Consider the following 22,054-nt stretch of genomic DNA (forward strand, 5'->3'; position numbering starts at 1 on the left):
CTTGCCGTGCTTCCCGGCAAGATCGGGCTTCGTTTTCCACCAGGTCTTTAACGGCGCCCCCGAATAATTGCGGCGTGGACCTGCGCGTCGGTTTCTGCGACCGAGCGGCAGCGAACACCCAGACGCCGCGCATTCGCCTCCGCTTCAGCCAGAAGTCTTGCTGCCTGCATATAGCCCAGATTGTCCGGGCCTTCCTCGCTGCGCACTGGAGCCTGCGATTATCGATCACTTGGGTGAGAACCCGCTTGCAATTTACGTCCTAACCGAGCGGAATGTTACTGCAAATATATTTTTCCGTTTTACTGAAGCTTTTCTTCTTCAATACTGATTTCTGAAAGTTGCAATGTTTCAGTTTAGGTTAATTCTCCCAAGGGCAATATACGCCTGAAAGAAATAACCTAAGTTGGGATAGCCCCTGCCACGCATGCGGAAATTGTATTTCGGTTGAGAGGAAACCAGAGTAGTGTTTCGTGTCTCCTTTTTCAGTTCTTGGAGCTAGATCATGCAAAATGAGGCCCTTCGGGTAAACAGGGAAGTTGTCGTTGACCGCCGGGAGCGGTTCAAGGCGCGAGTCGAAGCCATTAAAGGTGGCGAGCGGATCTTCGCACTCCATCTTCCAGCAGAAGAGTATATTGAGATAACGCCGAACGACATTGTCCGTTATCGATGGATGATTGAACTGTGCGATTTCACTATCCATCTTCTCGATGCCTTTGCGGAGACCGAATTGGATATAGGATCCCACGTCGTCGATCTGCGCGGCAAGGAACACTAAACGGGAGGGTTCAGGCGCAATCTGAACCACGTCCCCATTGATTGCGAAGTAAATCTGAAGCACGATACGCGTGTGCCAATCGATGAAGATGAACGCCCGGTCTCCAAGCGGGACCACGCCACCCGCTCCCGTGGCCGCGACCGACACATTTTAAACGCCCCGCCGGCTCCTCGATAGGGAGAGAAATTATGGAAGACCGCTTGTCATCATGCCTGGCAGGCTCTTTCGTCACCTGCCGCTAACGATCCGGCAAGGTCGGCAACCGCGTAATCAGCCAATCTGACGCGACCAATCGGCCCTGTAACTTGTCTGCTCCATCAAACCGCGGGATGGACATGATCTGCCTTCGGCTATTTGGGTTTCGTTTTTGACATTACTCAAAGCGCGCAGCTTGTTCTTCGGCCCATACTGACCATCAGTTTGTCGCCAATATTAACAATGGAAGCAACTCGGAGGAATAAAATGCCGCTCAAACTCGTTACGGGTATGATGAAATCATCCGGCAACGAAGCCCTATTGGTCATGGACTCGGGTTCCATGAACAAAATCGTTCTTGTCACGAAGCAGGCACTTCTCGATATGGCAAATCCGCCGCGGTGCGACGAGAGCCGCCTGCAGGAGTATATCGGCGTGTTCGGCGAAATTGCCAGCACGAAGTATGATCTCGGTGAAATCAGGCCAGATGGACGTGTCTGGATCACCTCCAATGACGTGGCGAAATGGCGAGAGCTTCATTAAAGGCGCCTGATTGCTTCTCCGGAACACGGTTTGGCGCAACGGCACTATCAATCGCTGGATTTTTCGAAGCGAAGCTCGAAATCGTCAACCAAAGTGAGATGTATGATGGCTACCCCTCTTTTGCACTTTCATGGCGCGGCTGGTTCGGTAACCGGATCTTGCTTTCTGCTCGACCGTTCCGGCATCCGCATCTTGATCGATTGCGGAATGTTCCAAGGATCGAAGACCGAAAAAGAACTGAACTATCGCGCCTTCCCTTTCGATGCCCCGGCGATACACTCGGTCATCCTGACCCATGCCCATATCGATCATTCGGGCCTTCTGCCAAAGTTGACCAAAGCGGGTTTCCAGGGGCCGATCTACTGCACAGCTCCGACTTTGGATCTTTGCGCGATCATGCTGCAGGACTCCGCCCACATCCAGGAAGCAGAAGTCGAACAGCTGAACCGCCGACACAAATCCCGATCCGATCAGCCCATCGAGCCGATCTATACGGTCGCCGATGCACAGGCTGCAATGACACAGTTCCATTCGGTGCCCTACAAAGAATGGCATGAGATCGAGGGGGGCATCAGGTTTCGCCTTTGGGATGCAGGCCATCTTCTCGGCTCGGCATCCGTTGAAATCGAAATGACCGCCAACAATGAAACAATGCGTATCCTGTTTTCCGGCGACATCGGACCGCAGCACAAGTTATTCGAAGCGGTTCCGGACGCTCCGAGTGGCATCGATTACCTTATCTGCGAAACGACTTATGGCGACCGAGAAAGAGAAAACGTATCGCAGCAGGCTCGCCGCCATCAACTTCGCCAGATCGTGAAAGAGGCTAGCCGTCCGAACGGTGCGCTGCTTATTCCGTCATTCGCCGTCGAACGCACCCAGGAGTTGGTGGCCGATCTCAATACGCTAATGGATGCCAACGATCTGCCGCGGATTCCGATCATCATAGATTCGCCGCTCGCATCGCGCGCCACTGCCGTTTTCAAACGAAATGCACGAAACATGCTGAATGGCGACCTTCTCATTCGCGCATTGGATGGAAAAAACGTGCGCTTTACCGAGACGGTCGAGCAATCGAAAGCACTCGACCTCATTCGCGAATTCCATATCGTTATCGCAGCAAGTGGAATGTGCGAAGCCGGCCGCATAAGACACCGCCTCAAGAATTGGCTCTGGCGTGAGGAGGCCACAATTTTGCTGGTTGGCTTCCAGGCCGCCGGCACATTGGGCCGCATCCTGCAGGACGGTGCCAATACCGTGAAGATTCAGGGCGAGCAGATTGCGGTTCGAGCAACGATAAAATCATTCGACGCTTACAGCGGTCACGCAGACGCCACCGAGCTCGACGACTGGATTACCGCACGAATGCCGGTCCGAAGCGGGCTCTTCCTCGTGCACGGCGAACCGAAGGCGACCGATCAATTCATGCGCAGACAGGCCGGGCGCAAGTCCATGCCGGCGATTTTGCAACCGAAGCTCGACGACATCTATCGCCTGACCAAGGATCGCGCTGTTGCCGTTTCGACGGCAGCTCCGCCCCCCAGGTTGAAAGCCGATGAGGTCGGACATTTCGATTGGCACAACGACTACCAATCACTCGTACTGGATTTGGACGAAAAACTGCGTGACGCGGCAGACCAGAAACGGCGGGCCGTCATACTGCGGCGCGTTAGAGAGGCTCTTCACAGCGACGACCGCTAAGCTGGAATGTAGATCAAGCTCGCCATGAAAACGTCCAGGTAATTGCCACCTGTTACCGTCAAGCATCGCCGCTTCGGCGAGAAACCGCGGCAGGCGGCGGTTTCCTGTCTGACCGCAGCCATTGAGATCTCTCCCGCAATAGCGCTCTGAGCTTGGCGGTAATGTGCGAATTCAAACGGAATTCAAGTATTTCCAAGACCTTTGCCACCAGCTTGCGGCTTTCAGCCTCACCGCAATTCAGGCGCGTTCCGACCCCGGCAAGGACGTGATCGGCGGGATGCAGGCCGGATCCAACGGCTGTCGGATGCCAGCTCTCGTAGAAAATCCCACGAAGAAGCACTGGCAGGTGGTTCGCCAACTCGCTGTGATCCTCGACTGCCATTGAATCGCGCAGGGCATGCAGCCCGGCCCTTAGAATCTCGTAGGCTTCCCGCTGTTCGCAACCGAGACGGTCGGCCAGTTCGCAGACCCAGATACTCGCCTGCTGCGCCGCATCAGGGAAGGTGCGTGAAGGGATATAGCTCATTGAAGCCTCCATTCCTCGAGGATAGTGAAAACGTCTGCTTTGCAACGCAACGTCGATCTGGCTCAGGCCCGAGCGATCCAATTGTCACCTTTTTTGACATAGTGCTTCTTGACAGCGGCCCAAGCAACCTGATGAGCAATTCGTTCCCGCTGATCACCTCGGGCGGCATAGGTAATCCAGGCATTGTTGAATGCAGCGTGGTAAATCTCCTGGGCATGGAGTGGCAAATGCCGATGAACTGCGACAGGTAATTGAACGAGCGATGTATAAGGCACGACTTCACTTCCTCCATATTTTCCGCTTGTTCATCGAAGGATGTTTGATCAGCTATCGATGCTTGTCTGCGAGAAATAGGTGACGACGACATGCTCGAAGTAGTAGGTATCCATCCGTTACCGTTCTCCTGTATGACCAACCTTGCTCAAGGCCCACATCGTCGTAATGAATACAATGCCTCCACTCAAAAGAAGATTGAGTACTGCAGCAGATTCGACCTGAAAACCCAGCAGCCAAGGTGATATTACCAGCCACCCAGCGAGCAGGATTTCAATCCAGACTTCCCATCGCTGAGATGTCAGCATTGTCATGACACTTAAAATCATCAGAGCCGCGCCACTGATCAAAAGGTTCCAGACTTCTGCCCCCACCGGAATTGTGCCATTGGTAAAGTAGCCCAATAGCCACGGCGAAACGAAAAGCCATGCTCCTATCATAAGCGTGATGACGTTCTGCCAGTGAATATTTTTCATGATCGCTACTCCCGGCTTAAAGCAAAATACTGCTGATAAAACCCGGAGGGCGCATTGCGCAGGATCAAAATTGGAGCGATACGCCGGTCACATTGATTGAATGCCTACCGCAATCTCCCTCTCGCCGTTTTCGACTTCTCGACATCTCGGCGAGGGGCAACGATGTTGGTATAACCGAATTTCGCTCTCTTCACGTCGGCCAATGCGAACCGCCTGGGTTCGTGACCCCGAAATTCGTGCAAGTTGCCCAACCGCACCGTTTCGGCGCATACCGGAAGGGTTCACCGCCGACCGTCATCCGCAACGAAAGCCTCAAGCCGATCGAGAAATGGCCGCTGGGCTGGAATGATCTTTGCACGGGCTTGCGCAAGGGGAAACCATTCTGCCCGATCGATCTCGGGGAAAGATTGCCTGCGATGAGTATGTGGCGGCCATTCCATTTCAAATGGTTGGCTCACCAGGCTCGCGACGGAAAAGTCGCCTTCCATCGCGAAAGCGGTGACGAGTTTGCCGCTTCGTTGACGGATTTGACCGAGCGGGTGAAGCTCGGGCGCTGACAGCCATCCCGTCTCTTCTGTAAACTCCCGTCTGGCAGCCGCATCGGAGGCTTCTTCGTTGGAATGCTCTCCCTTCGGAATAGACCATGCGCCCAGGTCGCGGTTTTGCTAAAAAGGCCCTCCCGGGTGAACCAAAAGAACCTCGATCTGACCGTGGTCGAGGCGATAAGCCAGGATACCTGCGCTCTGTCTCCCCATTCTGCACTCCTTCGATCACCTTGCTGCATCGAGCGTCAGATCGGCATCCCGCATATTGCATCGAACATTAAATTCCCCTGATAAAACTATCCTTCTCAACCGAAGGAATATCGACCGGAAGCCATACTTGATCGAAATCAAGCAAGCATGATCCTCATTGCGCTAAAATTGTCTTGTTTGCAGTGGGAGATTACCATGCACGAACCACGGTGGCAAAACTGGCTAGGTCTTTTCCTCGGTGTCTATATACTTGCGATGCCCTGGGCTCTTCCGAACATGTTCTCGCTCGCTCCGGCATCATTGACGACGGATATAGCTGGATTGGCGGCCGGATTGATAATTGCAGCCGTCTCTCTGTTCGGCATTATCGATCCGGAAATTTGGATTGATTGGCTGAAATTTTTGCTGGGTCTGGGCCTCCTCGTCACACCGTGGCTGCTTCGCTTCAGCAACGACATATTTTTCACCTGCAGCTTTGTTTTCGCCGGGATGTTTCTGATCGTTGTAAGTGGACTGGCTTTTGCCTCGAGGCGTCCGAAGGTTGGAGGCGATTAGCTGAACTGTGTGCTCATCTGCACCGATGTCGTCGTATCAGCGCCATTCGATCTACTGGACGCGAATCAATGTCCGCGCTGCCCCTGATGATGAGGTTGCCAGACTCACACCAGGAGGATGCAGCCAACGATACCAGATAAAGAAGCAGCTCTTTCTTCAAGCTGCGGTGTTGCTGTCCTCAAACAGCGTGCGAGTCTGCTTTTGTGTATTTCTGACCGTTTCCGATGCGATTTTTGAGTTCATCGCAACAAGCTTGCTCATTTCGGCAGCATATTCGCTCGTCGTAGTCTGCATGTATTTGGAAACCACATCAAGCGTGGTTTTCAGATCGGCACTGTCAGCCAGGTCGCCCGCCAGCATGATGTCCTGCTCGAAACGATGTTTGAGAAAGGACAATGCTTCGATCTGGTAACGGAAGAAGGCCTTGAATGCCTGGGCTTGCATGCCCGTTACGGCAAGCGCCATTTTCTGACCACCGTCCGTAAAAAGCGGCATCGGCACGGAGAAAAGAGGATGTTCGTTCGCATCGGTCATAATGTCGCGCTCCTTTCAAGCTTTCGTCCAACATAAACGATCGCCTGCTGCTGACATTGACGCGCATCAAAATCGACCGATGCAAAGGTCATGTGCTCCGCAGGCTGGTTGATCTGCCTCAATGAAATGGCGCAAGGGCAAGGCTATCGTGGGTCTTTGATTAACACTCAAAGACTGGATCGATACGATGTCTAGGAGAGAGCGCGGCAAATTAGGCGGGCCGTTCGGTTATGCGATTCCGTCTTTAAACGAGGTCGAAGGCAGAATGCTCGTCGCGCGAGTTGTGGCAACGGTCTCACTTCAGAGGCTTCTGAAGCATCATGATGGAAAAGGTAAGGCTGCACTTCTGGCCGCGTTTCGCCGTACGATCGAACGAAAAGTCAAGTACGCGAACTTCACCGAAGCCGACACCGTGGCAGCCGCGAAATATGCTCAAGGTCTGTTTGACGAGGCGCTTGCGCTGGCCAACGGGAACGGTTCCGTCGACAACCGGTAACTGCTTCCGTCAGCTGCGAAGTCATCGCGGCAATGGTTCATGGAGGTAAAAACGGGAAGGCATGCCACTCCACCCATTTCACATCCGGCGTGCTTCCTTGCAAAGGATTCGAACTCCGGCTGCTCAAGACAAGTGGAATTCCGGAACATCAAGACGCAGTCGCTGAATGACCGCCCAGAAATTCGAGGTGAATGCAATGAATGTTCAGCTGATGTCCTACGACGAGTGCATCGCATTCATAAAAAGACAATGGCTTGCGAGGATCGGTTGCGCGGATGAGAACGTGCCATATGTCATCCCCGTTCAATACTCCTACTCCGGTGACAGACTATACGTTTTTACGCTGCCTGGTAAAAAACTGGACATCATGAGAAGAAATCCTCGTGTTTGCGTTCAGATCGATCAACTGAAAAGCAAACATTCTTGGAAGAGCGTGATCGTCGATACCCGCTTCATCGATCTCAGCGGGGAAGAATGTCGGGAAGAAAAGGATCAGGCTTGGTCCTTGCTTGCGAAACGCACCGATTGGTGGGAGCCGGGCGCGTTGAAGCCGACCGGCAGGATCGCGGATAATCCCTCACACACACATATGTTTTTTGCGCTCGAAATCATCGATCTGAGCGGGCGGAAAACTGACGATTAGAAAGAGAACCCACGGACGAAACAATCAAGTGGACCTAACATGGGGAGTTCAGCCATGCTGAAAGCAAAAAAAACCGTTTCGAATGAGACGACCAGTACCGTGGCACCATCGATCGAGGAAATTATGGGGCACCTCCTGGTGCTCGACATGATTGCGGCGAGCGCCACCGTGAGATTGCTGCGCCTCCACGATGGCCAGGAGAAAGCGGAACTTACCGCCCAAATTCTCGACGAGATCGACACGACCTGCCGCAGAAAAGGGCTTCTCCTTCGCGATATAATGGATGCTCAAGACTACGCCAAAAAGCTACTTGGCGACGCCCAAGAGCAGGCCGACCGTCTTGATAATATAAAACATGGATATCTCGATCGAAATCAGGATTAGAATCTTCACGAGATGCGCTCCCGGCGCCATCGTCGAATTGAAGATACAACCTCCCCCAATGGACGGCGTCGCTCGCCAGTTCCCATGATGGCTCGCTTTCAGCACTCAAAACGATGATTGCCCGCGTCTGTGTCACAGGCCGAAAGGATAGGTCTCATCCTCGCTGGCGGTTACCTGCGTCGGCAGGGGGGTGACTGCGCTGGTCTTGTCGAACCACACGAAAGCATCGTACTGATCGGACAACGATGCGTAGCTATAGTGGCTCCAGCGCTCCGTCTCCGGCCGGTAGACAACTCCTATATAACGTTCAAGGCGTGGATCGGCCATGACGCGGCGAACATCGTCGTGTTGCCCGGCGCGAAGGTCGAGCAGGAAGCGATCGGCACCGACGCCGTGGAAGAGGGCCTCGAAACTACCGGGCCGAGACGGGCGCACTGCCTTTACCTCCATCGGCGCATCCCATTCCGACGCTGCAGCGACCGTTCCGGTATGCGTGCCGAAACCGATCAGCGCAGCATCCTGCCCATAGGCCTGTCTGCACAATTGGCCAATGTTCAGCTCGCCGCGCTCCATCCCCATATCCGTGAAACGGGCATCGCCGATGTGCGAGTTGTGTGCCCAGACGACCGCCTTCGACTTTGGACCTGCCCATGCGAGGATATTTTGCAGCGTGTTGAACATATGCTGATCCCGCTGGTTCCATGATTCATGGGCGCCATAGTACATTGCCCGGTAGTATCGCTCCGCATCCGCTACAAGGTGGGCATTCTGCATGGCGTCAAAGAACTCCGCACCATCCTTTTTTGCGTATTGGAACTCCTTCTGCAGGAGATCGACGAGCATCCGCGTCACGGGCTGTTCGCATAGCGCATATCCTTCGGTCAGCGATGCGCGGCCGTAGGCCGCCGGCTCTCGCGACCACGGCGACAGACAAGCGTAGCGCGCACGGGCGACTTGCGCCGCCTGCGGATCGACGCGATTGAGATAAGCGAGCACAACAGAAATCGAAGCCGTCATATTGTAGAGGTCGAGACCATAGAAGCCTACCTTGTTTGCCGGCGACTGATTGGCGTTGTGATCACGCAGAAACTCGACGAAGGCATCGACATCCTTATTGCGCCACATCCAGGTCGGGAACCGTGAAAATGGGGGCGAATTCATGGGCTGATGCGGCTTTTGCCTGATATGGCGGTCTATCGCGGCAGCGTCGGGCCAGTCAGCCTCCACGGTAACGATCGTGAAGCCATGCCGCTCGATCAGCCGGCGCGTGATGGCGGCGCGAGCCTGGTAAAATTCCGACGTGCCGTGCGAAGCCTCACCAAGCAGCACCACACGGGCATCGGAAAACCGATCGAAGGCGGTGGCGAATTCCGGATCATCCAATGACGGCAACCGCTCGGCAGCGGCCCGTAAGACGGCGGCCGCAGGAATCTGCTGTATGGGCTGTGGTCCTGCCGGCGCGGGCATTTGCCTGGACGTTGGCGGCGCCAGATGATGCTGGAACCATGCGCTCGCCATATCCGTCACGGTTTCCAACGCGCCGGGCTCCTCAAACAGATGTGTGGCGTTGGGAACTATCCTCAGCAGTTTGTCGCATGTCAGGGCAGCGAGTGCCTTGCGGTTCAGTTCAAGGACCTGCTGGTCGTCACCGCCGACAATGAACAAGGTCGGCGCTTCGACTTCGGCCAGTCGTTCTGCCGCAAGATCGGGCCGGCCGCCGCGCGACACCACCGCAGCTACGCGGTCGCGCAGTTCCGCAGCCGCCAGCATTGCCGCGCCGGCCCCGGTGCTCGCGCCAAACAAACCCAAGGGCAAGTCGGCAATGTCCGGTTCGGCGCCGATCCAGATCGCGGCTTCGAGCAGGCGCTCCGCGAGCAAGGGAATATCAAAGACGTTCCGGCGATCTTTCGCCTCGTTCTCCGTCAGCAAATCCAGAAGAAGGGTGGCGAAACCCTCGGCATTCAGCCTGTCGGCAACCGCAATATTTCGCGGGCTAAGACGGCTTGAACCGCTGCCGTGAGCGAACAGGATGATGCCGCGCGGGTCCGCGGGCACGCTGAGATCGCCGACCAGAGCGAGCGGTGGAACTGTAATCTGGCGTTTTATCGAGCCGGTGGCAGCCTGATCGGCACCGGCCCATCCCTGACGCAGCAGTCCGATCGTTTCTTCATCGGTCAGCTGATGAAAGTCCTGATAGAACGATCCCACCCCCTGAAAGCTCTTGGCAGGATGAAGGCATACTATCGCGTCGGCGTATCGACGCATTTCGGCGAGCGTTTCTGCCGGTGCGACCGGAATGGCGAGGATGACCTTGGCAGCTCCCTGATTTTTGACTGCGATGAGCGCGGCTTTCGCCGTAGCTCCCGTGGCAAGACCATCATCGACGATAATGGCGGTATGTCCGGCCGGGTTAATCTGCGCACGGCTGCCGAGATATGCCGCACGACGCCGTTCAAGTTCGGCAAGTTCGCGCTGTTTCGCGCGCTCAAGATAGATGTCGTCGGCCCGGCTCATGCGGCGGACGTCCTCGTTGATCACGGTTTGAGGGCTTGCACCGTCCACAATGGCGCCAAGCGCCACTTCGGGCGCGCCCGGCGCACCGATCTTGCGCACAAGAATGAGATCGAGGGGCGCATGCAGGGCTCGCGCGATTTCCAGCGCGACCGGCACACCGCCTCGCGGCAGCGCATAAACCACGGGGCGAACAGGATCGAGAGTGGCCAGGCGAGCCGCCAGTCGGCGTCCCGCATCGAACCGGTCCGAAAATTGAAAAGAGGTTCGCATCATGGAAGCATCATATCCTCCTGACGATCTATTGCCTTGACCAGGATCAAAGCCGCACGCCGCCAACTCGCGGTTGTCCCCATCGGTCTCCTGGCCGGTCGGAAACTATGTTCGATGTTGAGCCAGCGCAATCAAAGGATGCCCACCCTCATATAGTCTAGCGGTAACTAAAGGATGGAGCCTGCCATGAACGAACAACGTTGGCAGAATTGGCTGAGCCTCTGGCTTGGCCTATACATCATCGTTGCGCCTTGGAGCACACCTTACATCTTGGCGCCTACCTACACCACCCCGATTATCGATTTTGCGGAATGGTCCGCAGGCCTTGCGATCCTGATCGTGTCGCTCCTGGGGCTGCGTGCCCCTGAAATATGGAACGAATGGCTGAAGCTCGTATTCGGCGCTTGGCTTATCGCCGTGCCTTGGGTGCTCGGGTTCAGCGATGACGTCCCGTTTGCCTGTGATAACGTGCTGACCGGAGCACTTCTTGTGATGATCGGCGGAACGACGCTCGCGGCCATACGTCCGCATTTCGGCACGGACCTGTAGGAACGAAGGCATGAATCCCGCAAGCACTGGAAATGCGGCGAACAACCCAGCTTCGCCCGAGCATACACTCGAGTAAACCCGATTTTGAACTGCGGAAGCTTGAAGTGGCAGATGGAGACTTCGAGCGAACATGCGGCACCGTCTCCGCCGTGATCCCAACTGTTGTCACATCTTGCCAATCCGCCTTGCCTGGCTGTGGATAGGAGGCATTTCCTCAGGCCCATACCTCTCCTTGCCATAGATCGCTGGTTTCGTCCGCTCATTTGTCAGATGCCCAAGCAACTGAGCGAACCGCGCCAGCAAGCGCGCGGTTTCTACGAACATTCTGTAGGGCAAGACCGTGAAATAATGTCCTCGAGATCTGTGAAACCGGCGACGGCGTTCTCCTTGAATCTGGGAAGGAAATCCCAATTGCTGATCGACCGGAATGGGAAAGACGAAGGCCGATTTCAATCCGGCAAAGAATTCCAGATCGAACGCCAGATCGAATGGCAATTGCATGGGCAGGAGTTCGTCAACGAACCAAGCCGCAGCACGGCGATTGATGATGTAGGCGCCCGATCCCTTTTCACGAGTCAACGCAACGGCCAGGCTTCGATTTTTGGTCAGCTGAGAAAAGTTGAATTTTCGCCCGCGGCTGACCGTCGAAAGGCGCAGGATATCCCACTTTTCGTTTTGTTTGAGCGCCGCATCCATAAGCCCCCTGAAATCATCTGGAAACGTGAGATCGTCCTCCAGAACAAGAGCGAACTCGCTGTTCGAAGCGAGCAGCCGTCTCGCGCATTCGATATGGCTTAGATAACATCCGACTTCAGCCGGATTGCGCCAACGGCCATGCTTGAAGCGGAAGGCGAGTTCGTCGAAATCAGGCATTGGAAACTCTATGGCAGCGCCGTCGATAGCCGATACCCGTTCGAACCGAAAACCCATGCGCCACAATTTGTGCTGCATTGAAAGCAATCGATCGCCGGCCCGATCGAGATTGATCAGAAATACAGCCAACGACGCATCGCAACGCTTTGCATCCGTCATACACATCCACCTCAGAATTGGCGGCGCACCACCACACTGAGGGCAAGCATGTTGAACCCGACTTACAGGACGCTTACGAAATCCCGGCGGAAAGATGGAATCGGCCTCTATTCCGTGCCTTCATCCAACGACTCCTCTTAGACGTGCTGCGTAGGTAGATCCTCCAGCAAAAGTACCCGAGCTGCCGAATTTCAGGTTCGTGACAGTAAGCCACACTAGGTTGGCCCGCAGTTTGGCGAGTTGGTTTTCGCCGGCGGTGACGAGCTTTTTGAGCGAAGTTGGCCCAGAGCTCCCCCCCGCACCTTGTGCGAACGCGTCCCGCAGCTTTCGAAATTTGTGCCTGAGGTCAGATTCTGTTGAAACTAGTCACCACCGCCAATTCGCGTCCTGAAACCCGTTTGATCGCAGCATCGTGTGATCGTCGCCCGTTACAATGAACAGGAAGCCCGCCATCTTGTCTTGTCTCCATATGAATAGGAAGACGCCACATGCGCGTGTTGCTTGTCGAGGATAATGCCAAGCTGGCTGCCGTGACGCATGATGCCATGCGCTCCCATGGCTTCACCGTGGACCATGTCTCGAACGCCCATGATGCTGAGGAGGCTGCGGCAACGGTCGACTACGACTCGATCATCCTGGATCTGGGATTGCCCGATCGCGATGGGCTCACGCTGATAGAACCATTGCGAAAAACGGCGCCGTCGACACCGCTTCTCATCCTGACCGCACGCGATGCCTCGAGTTCGATCATTGATGCTCTCGACAGCGGCGCCGACGACTATCTTTGCAAGCCATTTGTGATGGGCGTGCTGATTTCTCGCTTGCGCGCGATCATGCGCCGCGGTCAGCCCCGTCATGGAACCGTCTTGCAGCATGGCGACGTCACTTTTGATCCAAGCCAGTACTCCGCCTCCGTCGGCGAGACGCAACTTTCCCTCAGCCGCCGCGAATTTGCAGCACTCCATCTATTTCTGCGGCGCCCCAATCATGTCCTGTCCAAGGCAGAGGTCGAGGAAGCGATCTACGGCTTTGGCGACGAATTAAGCTCGAACGCCATCGAGGTTTTGCTGCATCGGTTGCGCAAGAAGCTGCAGAGCGCCGGATCGGTCCTCTATATCCATAATATGCGTGGCATCGGTTATATGCTGATGGAAAAACGACCTTGAACAGTAAGCGTCTGACACTTCTGCAACGACTGATCGTCGCAATGCTGATCGTCGCCGTCGTTGCGATCTGCGCCAGCGCAGTGTTTCTCTATGTCCGCTTTCAAGCCTCGAACGACGCATTTCGCGAGGAAACGCTTTCGACTTTTGCGGAGGACCTGCGTCGCGGATTGCTAGCGGACCCGCAACTTTCGAACTCCTATGCAAAGGCCACCAAAGCGCGTATCCGCGAGCTGCGGGGGCAATATGTGATTTTGGGGCAAGACGGCCGGGTCATCGATTCTTCGGGACTGCAGCAACCGCTGATCCCCTACATCAACAACCGAACCCAATATTTCGAGCTGCCGTCCCACGGGGGACAGAAGGCACTTTTTGGCATATCGATCCCCACACCGTCGTCCGGCGCGGTCGAAGCGATACAGATTGCCTTCCCTAAAGCTCACGTCATCTTCGACAGCGTTCTTGAGGAATTCGTCAAGGACATCGCCTGGATCTGGATTCCTTTCGTCCTGATACTGCTCGCAACAAACATCATTGTCGTAGGTCTGGCGTTAAGCCCATTGCGCATGGCGGCACATGAGGCTGCTCGGATCGGCCCATCAAGCATCGCCACGCGCCTGACGGAGAGCGGCATGCCCAATGACGTGCTGGCCTTGATCAGATCGGTAAATGCCGCCCTGGATCGTCTGCAGGGCGGATTTCTGTCGCTGGAACGCTTTTCCGCGCAACTGGCTCACGAACTTCGTACACCGCTCGCCATCGCCAAGACACGTCTGTCCCTTTCCCAGGACCCAATCGCACGCGCGGTGGAGCGGGATTTTGAAGATATCGAACGGGTCATTACCCAATTGATCGACCGGGTGCGCGTGCGGACGCTCCATTACGAAGCAAGCGATGTCGTGAATCTAGGAGAAGTGGCCACCGATGTCGCTCGATATTTGGCTCCCATGATCGTGGGAGCCGGTCGCAATATCGAACTCAAGATCGAGAAGGGACCCGTGCTCGTAAGCGGCGCCAGGGACTTCTTATTTCGCGCCCTTCGCAACCTGATTGAAAACGCGCTGCATCACAGTCCGGAGAATGGGGTGATTACCATCACTGTCTTCGACATCGGCATCAGCGTCGCCGATCAAGGCCCGGGCTTTACGAAAATGCGTCTGAGCGAGAGTGGCGAGAGCCTGGGAAAGACCGATCGCGAAGACGGCCTTGGCCTCGGTCTTTCCATTGTCGGCGAGACAATGGAAGCGCATGACGGGCGCCTTGTTCTATCGAATCTGCCGTCGGGCGGTGCAGTCGCGACCATGTCGTTCTAGCGGGTCCTGCTTTTGTCCGCAGTTGAGTGTCATTGCTTTGCATTCAGCCGAGAAATGCAGCGTGAGTTGCCAAGCGATATGCTGCCGGCATTCTCATAGCAACGCAGTATTTTATCTCCGCTTTTGCCTCCTTTCATCACTCGCCAGTTCCACGGAAAAGCAGAGGTTGATCATCTTTAATGCATTCGTTCAGGTGCTCGTCAGCAGTATCCTGCATTTGTTCTGCACGACAAACGGAACTGCGATGAAATGGCACGAAATGCTTTGCGGCGCATGACGATCGTTTTCCTTACGCTGATCGGCTCATTAGGATTGAGCGGTGGAGCGTATGCTGTAGCCGCTTGAACAAGCGGCCGCCCATTCAGGCGGTCGGCGCCCAGTTCGCCAGATATAGCAGCCCGCGGGGCCTGCAAAGAGACACTTCCATGCATCCTCTCTCAGGGATGCTGAATACCTTTCAAAGGATGATAAAGCAGATGAGAAGACCACAAGGTTCCACAAGCCGCTCCCCATACTATATTGCGACCGCACTCATCCTCACAATTGCGGTGGGGCCTGCCTTCGCAGCGTCTTTGAAGAGCATAATGGGCGATATGCGCGACAATACCACATCGGCCAAGGCCGTTCTCGCCAACTTCGACAGCACATCCGCAAAGCAGATCATGCAGCGCTATGCTTCGGAAGCTCAAGCCGCCAGCGACATGTTCGCCCGTCAAGGCGGCGCCAAGGAAAAGGACATCAGCTCTCGATTCAAGCAATTGGCGGCAATGGCCGATGCAGCGAGCCAGGCGCCGCTGAACAAGGCCAGTTTTCGCAAGGCATTCGCAGAAGTGGCCGGCGAATGCAAATCCTGCCATTCCGCTTACAAATGATTGCTTCGAGCCAGGAACCCAGAATGAACCCGCAAAGACACGCGCTGGAGAAATTCTCCGATCAGCGCCTCGAAGAAAGTTCCTATACGCTGCAGTCGCCAGAGAAACAGTATGTCCGCGCGTGGGATCTCCCCACGCGCCTTTTCAAATGGTCGCTTGTAGCACTGATCCTCACGGCCTGGATATCGAGCGGCTTCAGCGATCCCGATATGCTTGTCCATAAGGCTGCCGGCTACGGCATACTGGTGCTTTTGGTGTATCGAGTTCTCTGGGGAATTGTTGGAGGATCCACGGCCCGGTTCTCGAACTTTGTACGCTCGCCGTCTGCAGCATGGAACTACCTCAAAAACTTGCGCAACAAGAGAGCGGCACACTACCTTGGGCACAACCCTGCCGGTGGATTGATGGTTATAGGGTTGCTGTTTGTCTGCGCCGTTCAGGTGCTGCTCGGTCTTTTCTCCAGCGACGGCGTGACGGCGGCCGGCCCGTTTGCCGATATGGCCGGCGACACGATTTCGGGTTGGGCCGCTTCGATCCACGGCACATGGTTCTATGTTGCCATACTCGGGCTGGCCTTTTTGCACATAGCAGCCAATCTCTATTATCAGTTCGTCAAGCGCGAGAACCTCATCGGCGCGATGGTCACGGGCCGCAAGAGACGCGCCAATTATGCTGATCGCAGCGAAACCAAGGGCGGATCGCTGCTTCTCGCGGCAGTCTGCCTGCTTGCATCCGCCGGCCTTGTCTATGGGTCGATTACCTTGTTCGGCGGGATGTTCTTCGCTTCGACCTGACGCCTTCGGTCTTCTTCGGTGGTCGTCTCAAATCGCCATATCGGTCGAGGACGTCGCGGCCTCATTGCCAGCATGCTTTTCGGATTGCTGAATCCAGCAAGCTGGTCCTGTCGCCGATCTCGTCCGATGCCTCATTTGCGTGTTGTGGCCCAGCTCTCCTCGCCGGCGATAAGAAGCCTGCCCGCGGAACCCATCGTATGGAAGATCTGCTCGATCATGCGGGACCATCCGTCAGCAGCCAACTGTGCAGCTCGGTCGTGAAATCCCTTTTACCCGGTCGAGTTTGATGTATATCGCCGGTTGACGAGAGGTTGGTGCCGATGGAAATAGCAAGCGTGAGATGGGATGATCGATCTCCTGGATAATCGTACATCCCCGCAAGCGACGTCCGGTCGTTCCAATGAGACGGTGGCCGTTGACGCGGAAACTGGATTGGATCAATTTCCACGCGAATCTTTGAGGTGATGGCATGAACATCCATCTTCGCTCCGCCGACCTGAGCCGGTCATCCGGTGGAAAATTGATCTATATGGCGGATGCGCTCTGGCTGGTTATCATGTCGGCATCTCTGATCGAGAGTTATGCCTATCGCTATGCCGGCGCATTTCTATTGATCCTGTCGCTTACCCTGTATGTCAGATCCCAAGCGAGGCCGCCAATCGATTGGCGTGGCTGGCTATGCCTGGCGTGGGGAGGCTACGCCGGCATGCGATATGTTTTGCAGTTCGCGCTCCAGGCCGATCACCCTGTTGGCGACCATGACCTGCTTTTCCTCATGCCCCTGATATTCCCGCCTCTGGCTTTTGGCCTATTCCAATGCTGGCCCCACCTCGAGAAGATAGTCGCCGTCTATTTCGGCTTCGCGCTAGTGATCCTTCTGATGGGCATGCACATCGATGCAGTCCTTGAAGGCGAGACCGTCATTCCGCTGATCCAGCATAACCAGATACATGGGGCTGTTTGCTGCGGCATGATTCTGATCGGAACCATTTTCTGGCTCCTGCATTACCTTACAGAGGACACCAGCAACCGCGCCATGCGGCTTTATGCCTGTGTCATATCGCCATTTTTATGCGTGCTTTGCCTTCTCGGCATATATGGAGCGAAATCGAAAGGCGTCTGGCTCTCGCTTGTTCCAGTGATGCCGATCGTCGGGTTTCTTGTCTTGCGCAGCTTGAAGAAGCGTTTGGCGATTTTGATTGTCCTCCTTCTCGCAACATCACTTGCTGGCGGCATATATGCCGTCCGGGAAAATCTTTCGCGCACCGCCGGGCCGACGATTGCGGCGACCATTTCCATGTTCAGGGATGCCGGCGCAACCGAGCAACTCGGCGATGCGGTCTCGCACTCCATCGACAGCGGTGCCACGCCGAACTCCATGAATGAACGGCTTCAACTCTGGGCAAATGCCTGGGAATTGTTTTCCGCCGCTCCGATTTTCGGTTGGGGAAGCGAGTGGCTCGAGCTGTGGCCGCATACCCGCTATCCAAATGTCGGATACACTTTCATGCACAATGGCTATCTGGAAATCCTCATTCGATACGGCCTGTTCGGAGCGCTGGTATTTGGCATCATGCTAGGCTGCTTTTGCCTCAGCGTCTGGCGCGCAGCGCGTCTCGGTGTCATTCCAAGGCATGCGGTGCACGCCTTCCTGCTGATCCTTCTCTTTTTCAGCTTCACCATCCTCAGCAACTCGAACAACCGGCTCGTAAGCGGCGAAAGCCTGTCGATTTTGACGGCTTCTTTCGCGCTTGCATGCCAGTTGAAGGTGAAAGCACGCGAGGCAAAAAACTCATAAACGTTTCCAGGGAGATAGCAGGCGCCGTTCATGCCGCGGCTCGTCATCTTTCCGACAAAATCAAACCACGCTTTCGCCCACGTCTTATAAGCATCCTGTAAGTCTGGCCTTTCACTGTCGCTCCATGAATCTTTCCCCCAAATGAGCGGTGGTCGGGACAAATGAATGCTGCCAGTTCGGAAATAACCCTATCCGCCAAGGATCCATATCCCGAGGCATGCGGCGGCATCCGGGGCGAACCGCTGGCACCTTCGCTGTCGATCGTCATCCCGACATTCAACGAGATCGACAATATCATCCCGTTGGTGAACCGCCTTCATCAGACACTCGCCGGCATCGAATGGGAAGCCATCTTCGTCGATGACGACTCTCGCGATCAAACCATCGAGATGATCCGCACAGTATCCCTGCGCGACCGTCGCGTGCGGGGGATCAGGCGTATCAACCGGCGTGGGCTGGCTGGCGCATGCATTGAGGGAATTCTCTCCAGCTCGGCACCGATCGTCGCCGTGATGGACGCAGACCTTCAACACGACGAAACCTGTTTGCCAGAAATGCTTCGGATGATGGATTCTCTCTCTGCGGACCTGATCGTCGCGACCAGATACAGCCAAACGCAACATGTCGATGGCCTGACGAGGTTGCGGCAAGCCGGCAGCAGGTTTGCGACGCAACTAGCGCAAAAACTGCTGCCGACACAGACCAGCGATCCGATGAGCGGCTTCTTCATGGTCAGGCGCAGGATAGTCGAAGCCGCTGCACCGAGACTCTCACTGCAGGGATTCAAAATCCTGTTGGATATCCTGACCTCGTCGTCGCAGCCGCTTGCTGTCGCGGAGATACCCTATGATTTCCGCCCGCGTCTGCATGGGGAAAGCAAACTTGATGCGACGATCGTCACCGAATATTTCGGATTGATCATCGCAAAATTGACTGGAGGTCTCGTCACTCCACGCTTCCTGATGTTTTGCGCAGTCGGATCAATCGGCTTGCTCGTGCATCTCAGTATGCTGCGGTTTCTTCTCTTGGATGGCCTTGCCTTTCCTCTAGCCCAGACGTTCGCGATGATGAGTGCCATCCTGTCCAATTATACGCTCAACAATGCCCTGACTTACAGGGACCGGCGGCGGCACGGATGGCGCTTCATCACGGGCCTTGTGCTGTTCTCGCTGCTTTGCAGCTTCGGGGTATTCGCCGGCGTCGGTCTATCGACGCTCATCTATAATCAAGAGCCACGCTGGTGGCTGGATGGTATCGCAGGAGCCGTCATCGGTGCCGTATGGAACTACATCACAAGTTCAGCAATTACCTGGCGGGCGAGATAGCAAGTTATCTCGAGAACTAGGGACCCTGCTGAAAACGATATTCATTGTCGGCGCCCTGACTATTTTCAGATTCTGGGCGATGGCACGTTTCGATCTCGTTCCGGACGAAGCCTATTATTGGCTTTGGTCGCGCGTGCCGTCGGCCGGCTACTACGATCATCCGCCGATGATCGCCTGGTGGATATGGATCTCGACCCACCTGTTCGGCGATACTCTGTTTGGGGTTCGCGCCCTTGCGATCGTTTCGCTCCTCGTGACCTCAATCGCCGTTTATGCAACGGCGAGCGAACTGTTTGACGATGCGAAGATCGCCAGCCTTGCAGCCATCTGGCTAAACGCCATGCTCCTGATGGGTCTCGCGGCCTTGTTCGCAACGCCGGATGCCCCGTCAACGATGTTTTGGGCCTTGACGCTCTGGTCTCTGGCACGGCTGCGCAACAGCGGCGATGCGCGGCTTTGGCTCCTGATCGGATTATTGGCAGGTTTGGGCTGCGTTGCAAAATATACCAATCTCTTCATGGGTCCTGGAATTTTGCTCTGGTTAGTCTTGGATCCCAAGGCACGCCCATGGCGCTTCAGCCGCTGGACCATTGCAGGAGGCGTCACGGCATTCCTGGCGTTCAGTCCCGTCCTGCTGTGGAATGCTGATCACGACTGGATCTCGTTTGCCAAGCAGTTCGGCCGCCTGGCAGATCGACATCCCGGTCTCTCCTATTTTGGCGAGTTTGCCGCCGGTCAGTTCGGCCTTCTCAACCCGTTGATCGCGATTTTTGCGACGCTGGCAATTTACAGATGGTTGCGCGCTCCGAATTCGAAACCATCACAGTCCCTTGCCTTTCTGATCCTGCTCAACGGACCACTCATCGTTTATATGATCTTCCACGCGCTGCACGATCGCGTTCATGCAAATTGGCCGGCGCCAGCGTATCCTGCCATAGCAATCATGGCCGCGAGCGCAGGCGTTCGGCTCCGCGATCGCAGGCACTTGAGGCGACTGTCATACTGGGTGACGCCAGTTGGCATCGGGCTCTCCTGTGCCCTGCTTTTCTACTTTGCGACGCCATGGGGTGAAAAATTCCCGTTGCATAGTCCGGCGGACACGCTTTTGGGCTGGCGTGAGCTTTCCGAGCAACTGGAGACGATGCGCGAGAACTCCGGCGCGGATTGGGTCGCTACGACCGACTACGGGTTAACGGGGGAATTGGCCTTTGAGCTTGGTAACAAAACCCCTGTTTTGCAGATCGTCGACAGACAGCGTTTCACTTTCGAAACTCCCGATCCGAGACTGGTTGACAAACCAGCGCTTCTCGTGATGCCGACAAACGAAGGTCGGGTCGAGCGCTATTCAAGCTGTTTCCGCGCATTTTCAACGCTCGGCAACGTGTCGCGTCAGGCTGGAAACCGCGTCATCCAGAGCTACACTGTCGTCAAGGTCCAAGGCGCACCGGAGAATTTCCTGTCGGGCGGCTGCCCTTTGAAACTGTAGTTGCCTCGGTCACACCGAAGTGCCGATTAATGCGCCAACACCAGCCGTCACGGCCATTGCGATCGCGCCCCAGAAAGCGACGCGAAGCGTGGGTTTTAATACCGAAGCCCCACCGGCCCTGGCGCCAATTGCTCCAAGCAGGGCCAAAACGAAGAGCGACACACCGAACACGACAGGGACCAGAATATTCTTCGGTGCAATCAGAGCGGCCAAAACAGGCAGAATCGCGCCCGACGAAAAAGTTGCTGCCGAGGTCATCGCAGCCTGGATCGGATTGGCTGAAACTGTATGGGAAATTCCCAGCTCGTCACGAGCATGGGCGGCAAGCGCATCCTTCGCCATAAGCTGCTCGGCAACCTTGATAGACAAAACCGGATCGACGCCGCGCTCTACATATATCGCGGCCAGCTCCTGCACCTCCCCATTCCGGTTTGTCGCAAGCTCGCTTCTTTCCCGCGCCAGATCGGCGCGTTCCGTATCGGCCTGAGAGCTTACGGAGACATATTCTCCGGCAGCCATCGACATCGCACCGGCGACAAGGCCGGCGACCCCCGTTACGAGAACGGCACTCGACGAGGTCGCGGCTGATGCGACCCCCACCATCAAACTGGCGGTGGATATTATCCCGTCATTGGCCCCAAGGACAGCAGCGCGAAGCCATCCGACGCGGTCGATAAAGTGTCGTTCCGTTTGAGCACTGTCCATTCGATGTCCTTTGGGAGAGGAAGGGCAATCCTGATCGGCTACTACCAAACCCTTCTGGCGGCCTTGTGTCAAAGCGAACTTCGGAATTTTGTGCGTAGTCGGAGCCACGCTTTGTTCGTCTCGCTGCGGCCGGGGACACGCGCGTTCCTGGTTGTCTCTCACAGGGACAATCACTTTCTTCCAAATCGAGTTGTCTGCTCCTTTTTTACTCATCCGCCAGCTGCTGAAAGAACTTTGCACTCGGCTTTGAAAACGTGAATGCCGACGCGATCTTGTAAGTCCCTTGTAAGAATCGAATGCCAGTTTCGGCTTGCGATCGAAAAACATCTCCTCGATTCGAACCTCGGATGGATGAACCATCTGCGAAAACCGGCCGC

General features: G+C 55.7%; 23 protein-coding genes and 2 pseudogenes. 15 read left to right on the forward strand and 10 right to left on the reverse strand.

Features of this window, described 5'->3' with window-relative positions:
• Positions 1-502: 502 nt before the first annotated feature.
• The 3 genes from Q4Q11_RS01445 to Q4Q11_RS01455 all read left to right on the forward strand — a co-directional run bounded on the left by Q4Q11_RS01445 (position 503) and on the right by Q4Q11_RS01455 (position 3,214).
• Positions 503-775, forward strand: coding sequence for a hypothetical protein (locus Q4Q11_RS01445; protein ID WP_498568342.1), 273 nt, complete (start codon positions 503-505; stop codon positions 773-775).
• Between the two features lie 462 nt (positions 776-1,237).
• The gene (locus tag Q4Q11_RS01450; RefSeq protein ID WP_112510624.1) at positions 1,238-1,513 is read left to right on the forward strand and encodes a hypothetical protein; all 276 of its coding nucleotides are present in this window, start codon (positions 1,238-1,240) and stop codon (positions 1,511-1,513) included.
• A gap of 105 nt (positions 1,514-1,618) precedes the next feature.
• On the forward strand, positions 1,619-3,214 hold the full coding sequence (locus Q4Q11_RS01455; RefSeq protein ID WP_498568343.1) for an MBL fold metallo-hydrolase: 1,596 nt from the start codon (positions 1,619-1,621) through the stop codon (positions 3,212-3,214).
• Positions 3,215-3,272: 58 nt separating this feature from the next.
• Here Q4Q11_RS01455 and Q4Q11_RS01460 read toward each other — a convergent pair whose 3' ends face one another.
• From Q4Q11_RS01460 to Q4Q11_RS01475, 4 genes and pseudogenes are all read right to left on the reverse strand, one after another.
• On the reverse strand, positions 3,273-3,740 hold the full coding sequence (locus Q4Q11_RS01460) for a DUF2267 domain-containing protein (RefSeq protein WP_498568344.1): 468 nt from the start codon (positions 3,738-3,740) through the stop codon (positions 3,273-3,275).
• Positions 3,741-3,802: 62 nt separating this feature from the next.
• On the reverse strand, positions 3,803-4,015 hold the full coding sequence (locus Q4Q11_RS01465; protein WP_498568345.1) for a ChaB family protein: 213 nt from the start codon (positions 4,013-4,015) through the stop codon (positions 3,803-3,805).
• 117 nt (positions 4,016-4,132) lie between these two features.
• Complete coding sequence (locus Q4Q11_RS01470; protein WP_112510613.1) at positions 4,133-4,489, reverse strand: SPW repeat protein; 357 nt, start codon at positions 4,487-4,489, stop codon at positions 4,133-4,135.
• A gap of 281 nt (positions 4,490-4,770) precedes the next feature.
• Positions 4,771-5,244: pseudogene (locus Q4Q11_RS01475) on the reverse strand (NUDIX hydrolase).
• Positions 5,245-5,439: 195 nt separating this feature from the next.
• On the opposite strand from Q4Q11_RS01475, the gene Q4Q11_RS01480 reads away from it, so the two are divergent.
• A complete protein-coding gene (locus Q4Q11_RS01480; RefSeq protein WP_498568346.1) occupies positions 5,440-5,799 on the forward strand; it encodes an SPW repeat domain-containing protein in 360 nt (119 codons plus the stop codon).
• Positions 5,800-5,955: 156 nt separating this feature from the next.
• On the opposite strand, the gene Q4Q11_RS01485 is transcribed toward Q4Q11_RS01480, so the two are convergent.
• Complete coding sequence (locus Q4Q11_RS01485; protein ID WP_498568347.1) at positions 5,956-6,333, reverse strand: phasin family protein; 378 nt, start codon at positions 6,331-6,333, stop codon at positions 5,956-5,958.
• 187 nt (positions 6,334-6,520) lie between these two features.
• On the opposite strand from Q4Q11_RS01485, the gene Q4Q11_RS01490 reads away from it, so the two are divergent.
• The 3 genes from Q4Q11_RS01490 (at position 6,521) to Q4Q11_RS01500 (ending at position 7,856) form a co-directional block, all read left to right on the forward strand.
• Complete coding sequence (locus Q4Q11_RS01490) at positions 6,521-6,829, forward strand: hypothetical protein (RefSeq protein ID WP_498568348.1); 309 nt, start codon at positions 6,521-6,523, stop codon at positions 6,827-6,829.
• A gap of 166 nt (positions 6,830-6,995) precedes the next feature.
• Positions 6,996-7,472, forward strand: coding sequence for a pyridoxamine 5'-phosphate oxidase family protein (locus tag Q4Q11_RS01495; protein WP_498568349.1), 477 nt, complete (start codon positions 6,996-6,998; stop codon positions 7,470-7,472).
• Positions 7,473-7,526: 54 nt separating this feature from the next.
• The gene (locus Q4Q11_RS01500) at positions 7,527-7,856 is read left to right on the forward strand and encodes a hypothetical protein (protein WP_498568350.1); all 330 of its coding nucleotides are present in this window, start codon (positions 7,527-7,529) and stop codon (positions 7,854-7,856) included.
• A 132-nt stretch (positions 7,857-7,988) separates the two neighbouring features.
• On the opposite strand, the gene Q4Q11_RS01505 is transcribed toward Q4Q11_RS01500, so the two are convergent.
• Complete coding sequence (locus Q4Q11_RS01505) at positions 7,989-9,962, reverse strand: erythromycin esterase family protein (protein WP_498568380.1); 1,974 nt, start codon at positions 9,960-9,962, stop codon at positions 7,989-7,991.
• Between the two features lie 183 nt (positions 9,963-10,145).
• Positions 10,146-10,643 (reverse strand): annotated as a pseudogene (locus Q4Q11_RS01510) (phosphoribosyltransferase); the annotation flags it as partial.
• A 183-nt stretch (positions 10,644-10,826) separates the two neighbouring features.
• Here Q4Q11_RS01510 and Q4Q11_RS01515 point away from each other — a divergent pair.
• Positions 10,827-11,189, forward strand: coding sequence for an SPW repeat protein (locus tag Q4Q11_RS01515; RefSeq protein WP_162701397.1), 363 nt, complete (start codon positions 10,827-10,829; stop codon positions 11,187-11,189).
• Between the two features lie 165 nt (positions 11,190-11,354).
• Here the strand turns inward: Q4Q11_RS01515 and Q4Q11_RS01520 are convergent, their stop codons facing one another.
• Entirely contained in the window at positions 11,355-12,221 is an 867-nt protein-coding gene (locus Q4Q11_RS01520) for a glycosyltransferase family 25 protein (RefSeq protein WP_498568351.1), read from the reverse strand.
• Positions 12,222-12,709: 488 nt separating this feature from the next.
• On the opposite strand from Q4Q11_RS01520, the gene Q4Q11_RS01525 reads away from it, so the two are divergent.
• From Q4Q11_RS01525 to Q4Q11_RS01540, 4 genes are all read left to right on the forward strand, one after another.
• Positions 12,710-13,387, forward strand: coding sequence for a response regulator transcription factor (locus Q4Q11_RS01525; RefSeq protein ID WP_498568352.1), 678 nt, complete (start codon positions 12,710-12,712; stop codon positions 13,385-13,387).
• Between the two features lie 41 nt (positions 13,388-13,428).
• A complete protein-coding gene (locus Q4Q11_RS01530; RefSeq protein ID WP_498568353.1) occupies positions 13,429-14,697 on the forward strand; it encodes an ATP-binding protein in 1,269 nt (422 codons plus the stop codon).
• Positions 14,698-15,038: 341 nt separating this feature from the next.
• Positions 15,039-15,569 (forward strand): hypothetical protein, encoded by a 531-nt coding sequence (locus Q4Q11_RS01535; RefSeq protein WP_498568354.1) that lies wholly within the window; start codon positions 15,039-15,041, stop codon positions 15,567-15,569.
• 23 nt (positions 15,570-15,592) lie between these two features.
• On the forward strand, positions 15,593-16,363 hold the full coding sequence (locus Q4Q11_RS01540; RefSeq protein WP_498568355.1) for a cytochrome b/b6 domain-containing protein: 771 nt from the start codon (positions 15,593-15,595) through the stop codon (positions 16,361-16,363).
• Between the two features lie 214 nt (positions 16,364-16,577).
• Here the strand turns inward: Q4Q11_RS01540 and Q4Q11_RS01545 are convergent, their stop codons facing one another.
• Entirely contained in the window at positions 16,578-16,844 is a 267-nt protein-coding gene (locus tag Q4Q11_RS01545; protein WP_498568356.1) for a hypothetical protein, read from the reverse strand.
• Between Q4Q11_RS01545 and Q4Q11_RS01550 the strand changes: the two genes are divergently transcribed.
• The 3 genes from Q4Q11_RS01550 to Q4Q11_RS01560 all read left to right on the forward strand — a co-directional run bounded on the left by Q4Q11_RS01550 (position 16,833) and on the right by Q4Q11_RS01560 (position 20,972).
• Complete coding sequence (locus tag Q4Q11_RS01550) at positions 16,833-18,161, forward strand: O-antigen ligase family protein (protein WP_498568357.1); 1,329 nt, start codon at positions 16,833-16,835, stop codon at positions 18,159-18,161. The genes Q4Q11_RS01545 and Q4Q11_RS01550 overlap by 12 nt on opposite strands.
• A 161-nt stretch (positions 18,162-18,322) precedes the next feature.
• Positions 18,323-19,486 (forward strand): glycosyltransferase family 2 protein, encoded by a 1,164-nt coding sequence (locus tag Q4Q11_RS01555; RefSeq protein ID WP_498568358.1) that lies wholly within the window; start codon positions 18,323-18,325, stop codon positions 19,484-19,486.
• Positions 19,410-20,972, forward strand: a complete 1,563-nt coding sequence (locus Q4Q11_RS01560; protein ID WP_498568359.1) for an ArnT family glycosyltransferase — start codon at positions 19,410-19,412, stop codon at positions 20,970-20,972. The genes Q4Q11_RS01555 and Q4Q11_RS01560 overlap by 77 nt, the downstream gene beginning before the upstream one ends.
• A 9-nt stretch (positions 20,973-20,981) precedes the next feature.
• On the opposite strand, the gene Q4Q11_RS01565 is transcribed toward Q4Q11_RS01560, so the two are convergent.
• A complete protein-coding gene (locus Q4Q11_RS01565; RefSeq protein WP_498568381.1) occupies positions 20,982-21,677 on the reverse strand; it encodes a VIT1/CCC1 transporter family protein in 696 nt (231 codons plus the stop codon).
• Between the last annotated feature and the right edge of the window lie 377 nt (positions 21,678-22,054).

This window comes from Rhizobium sp. UFLA01-1127, from assembly GCF_059803845.1.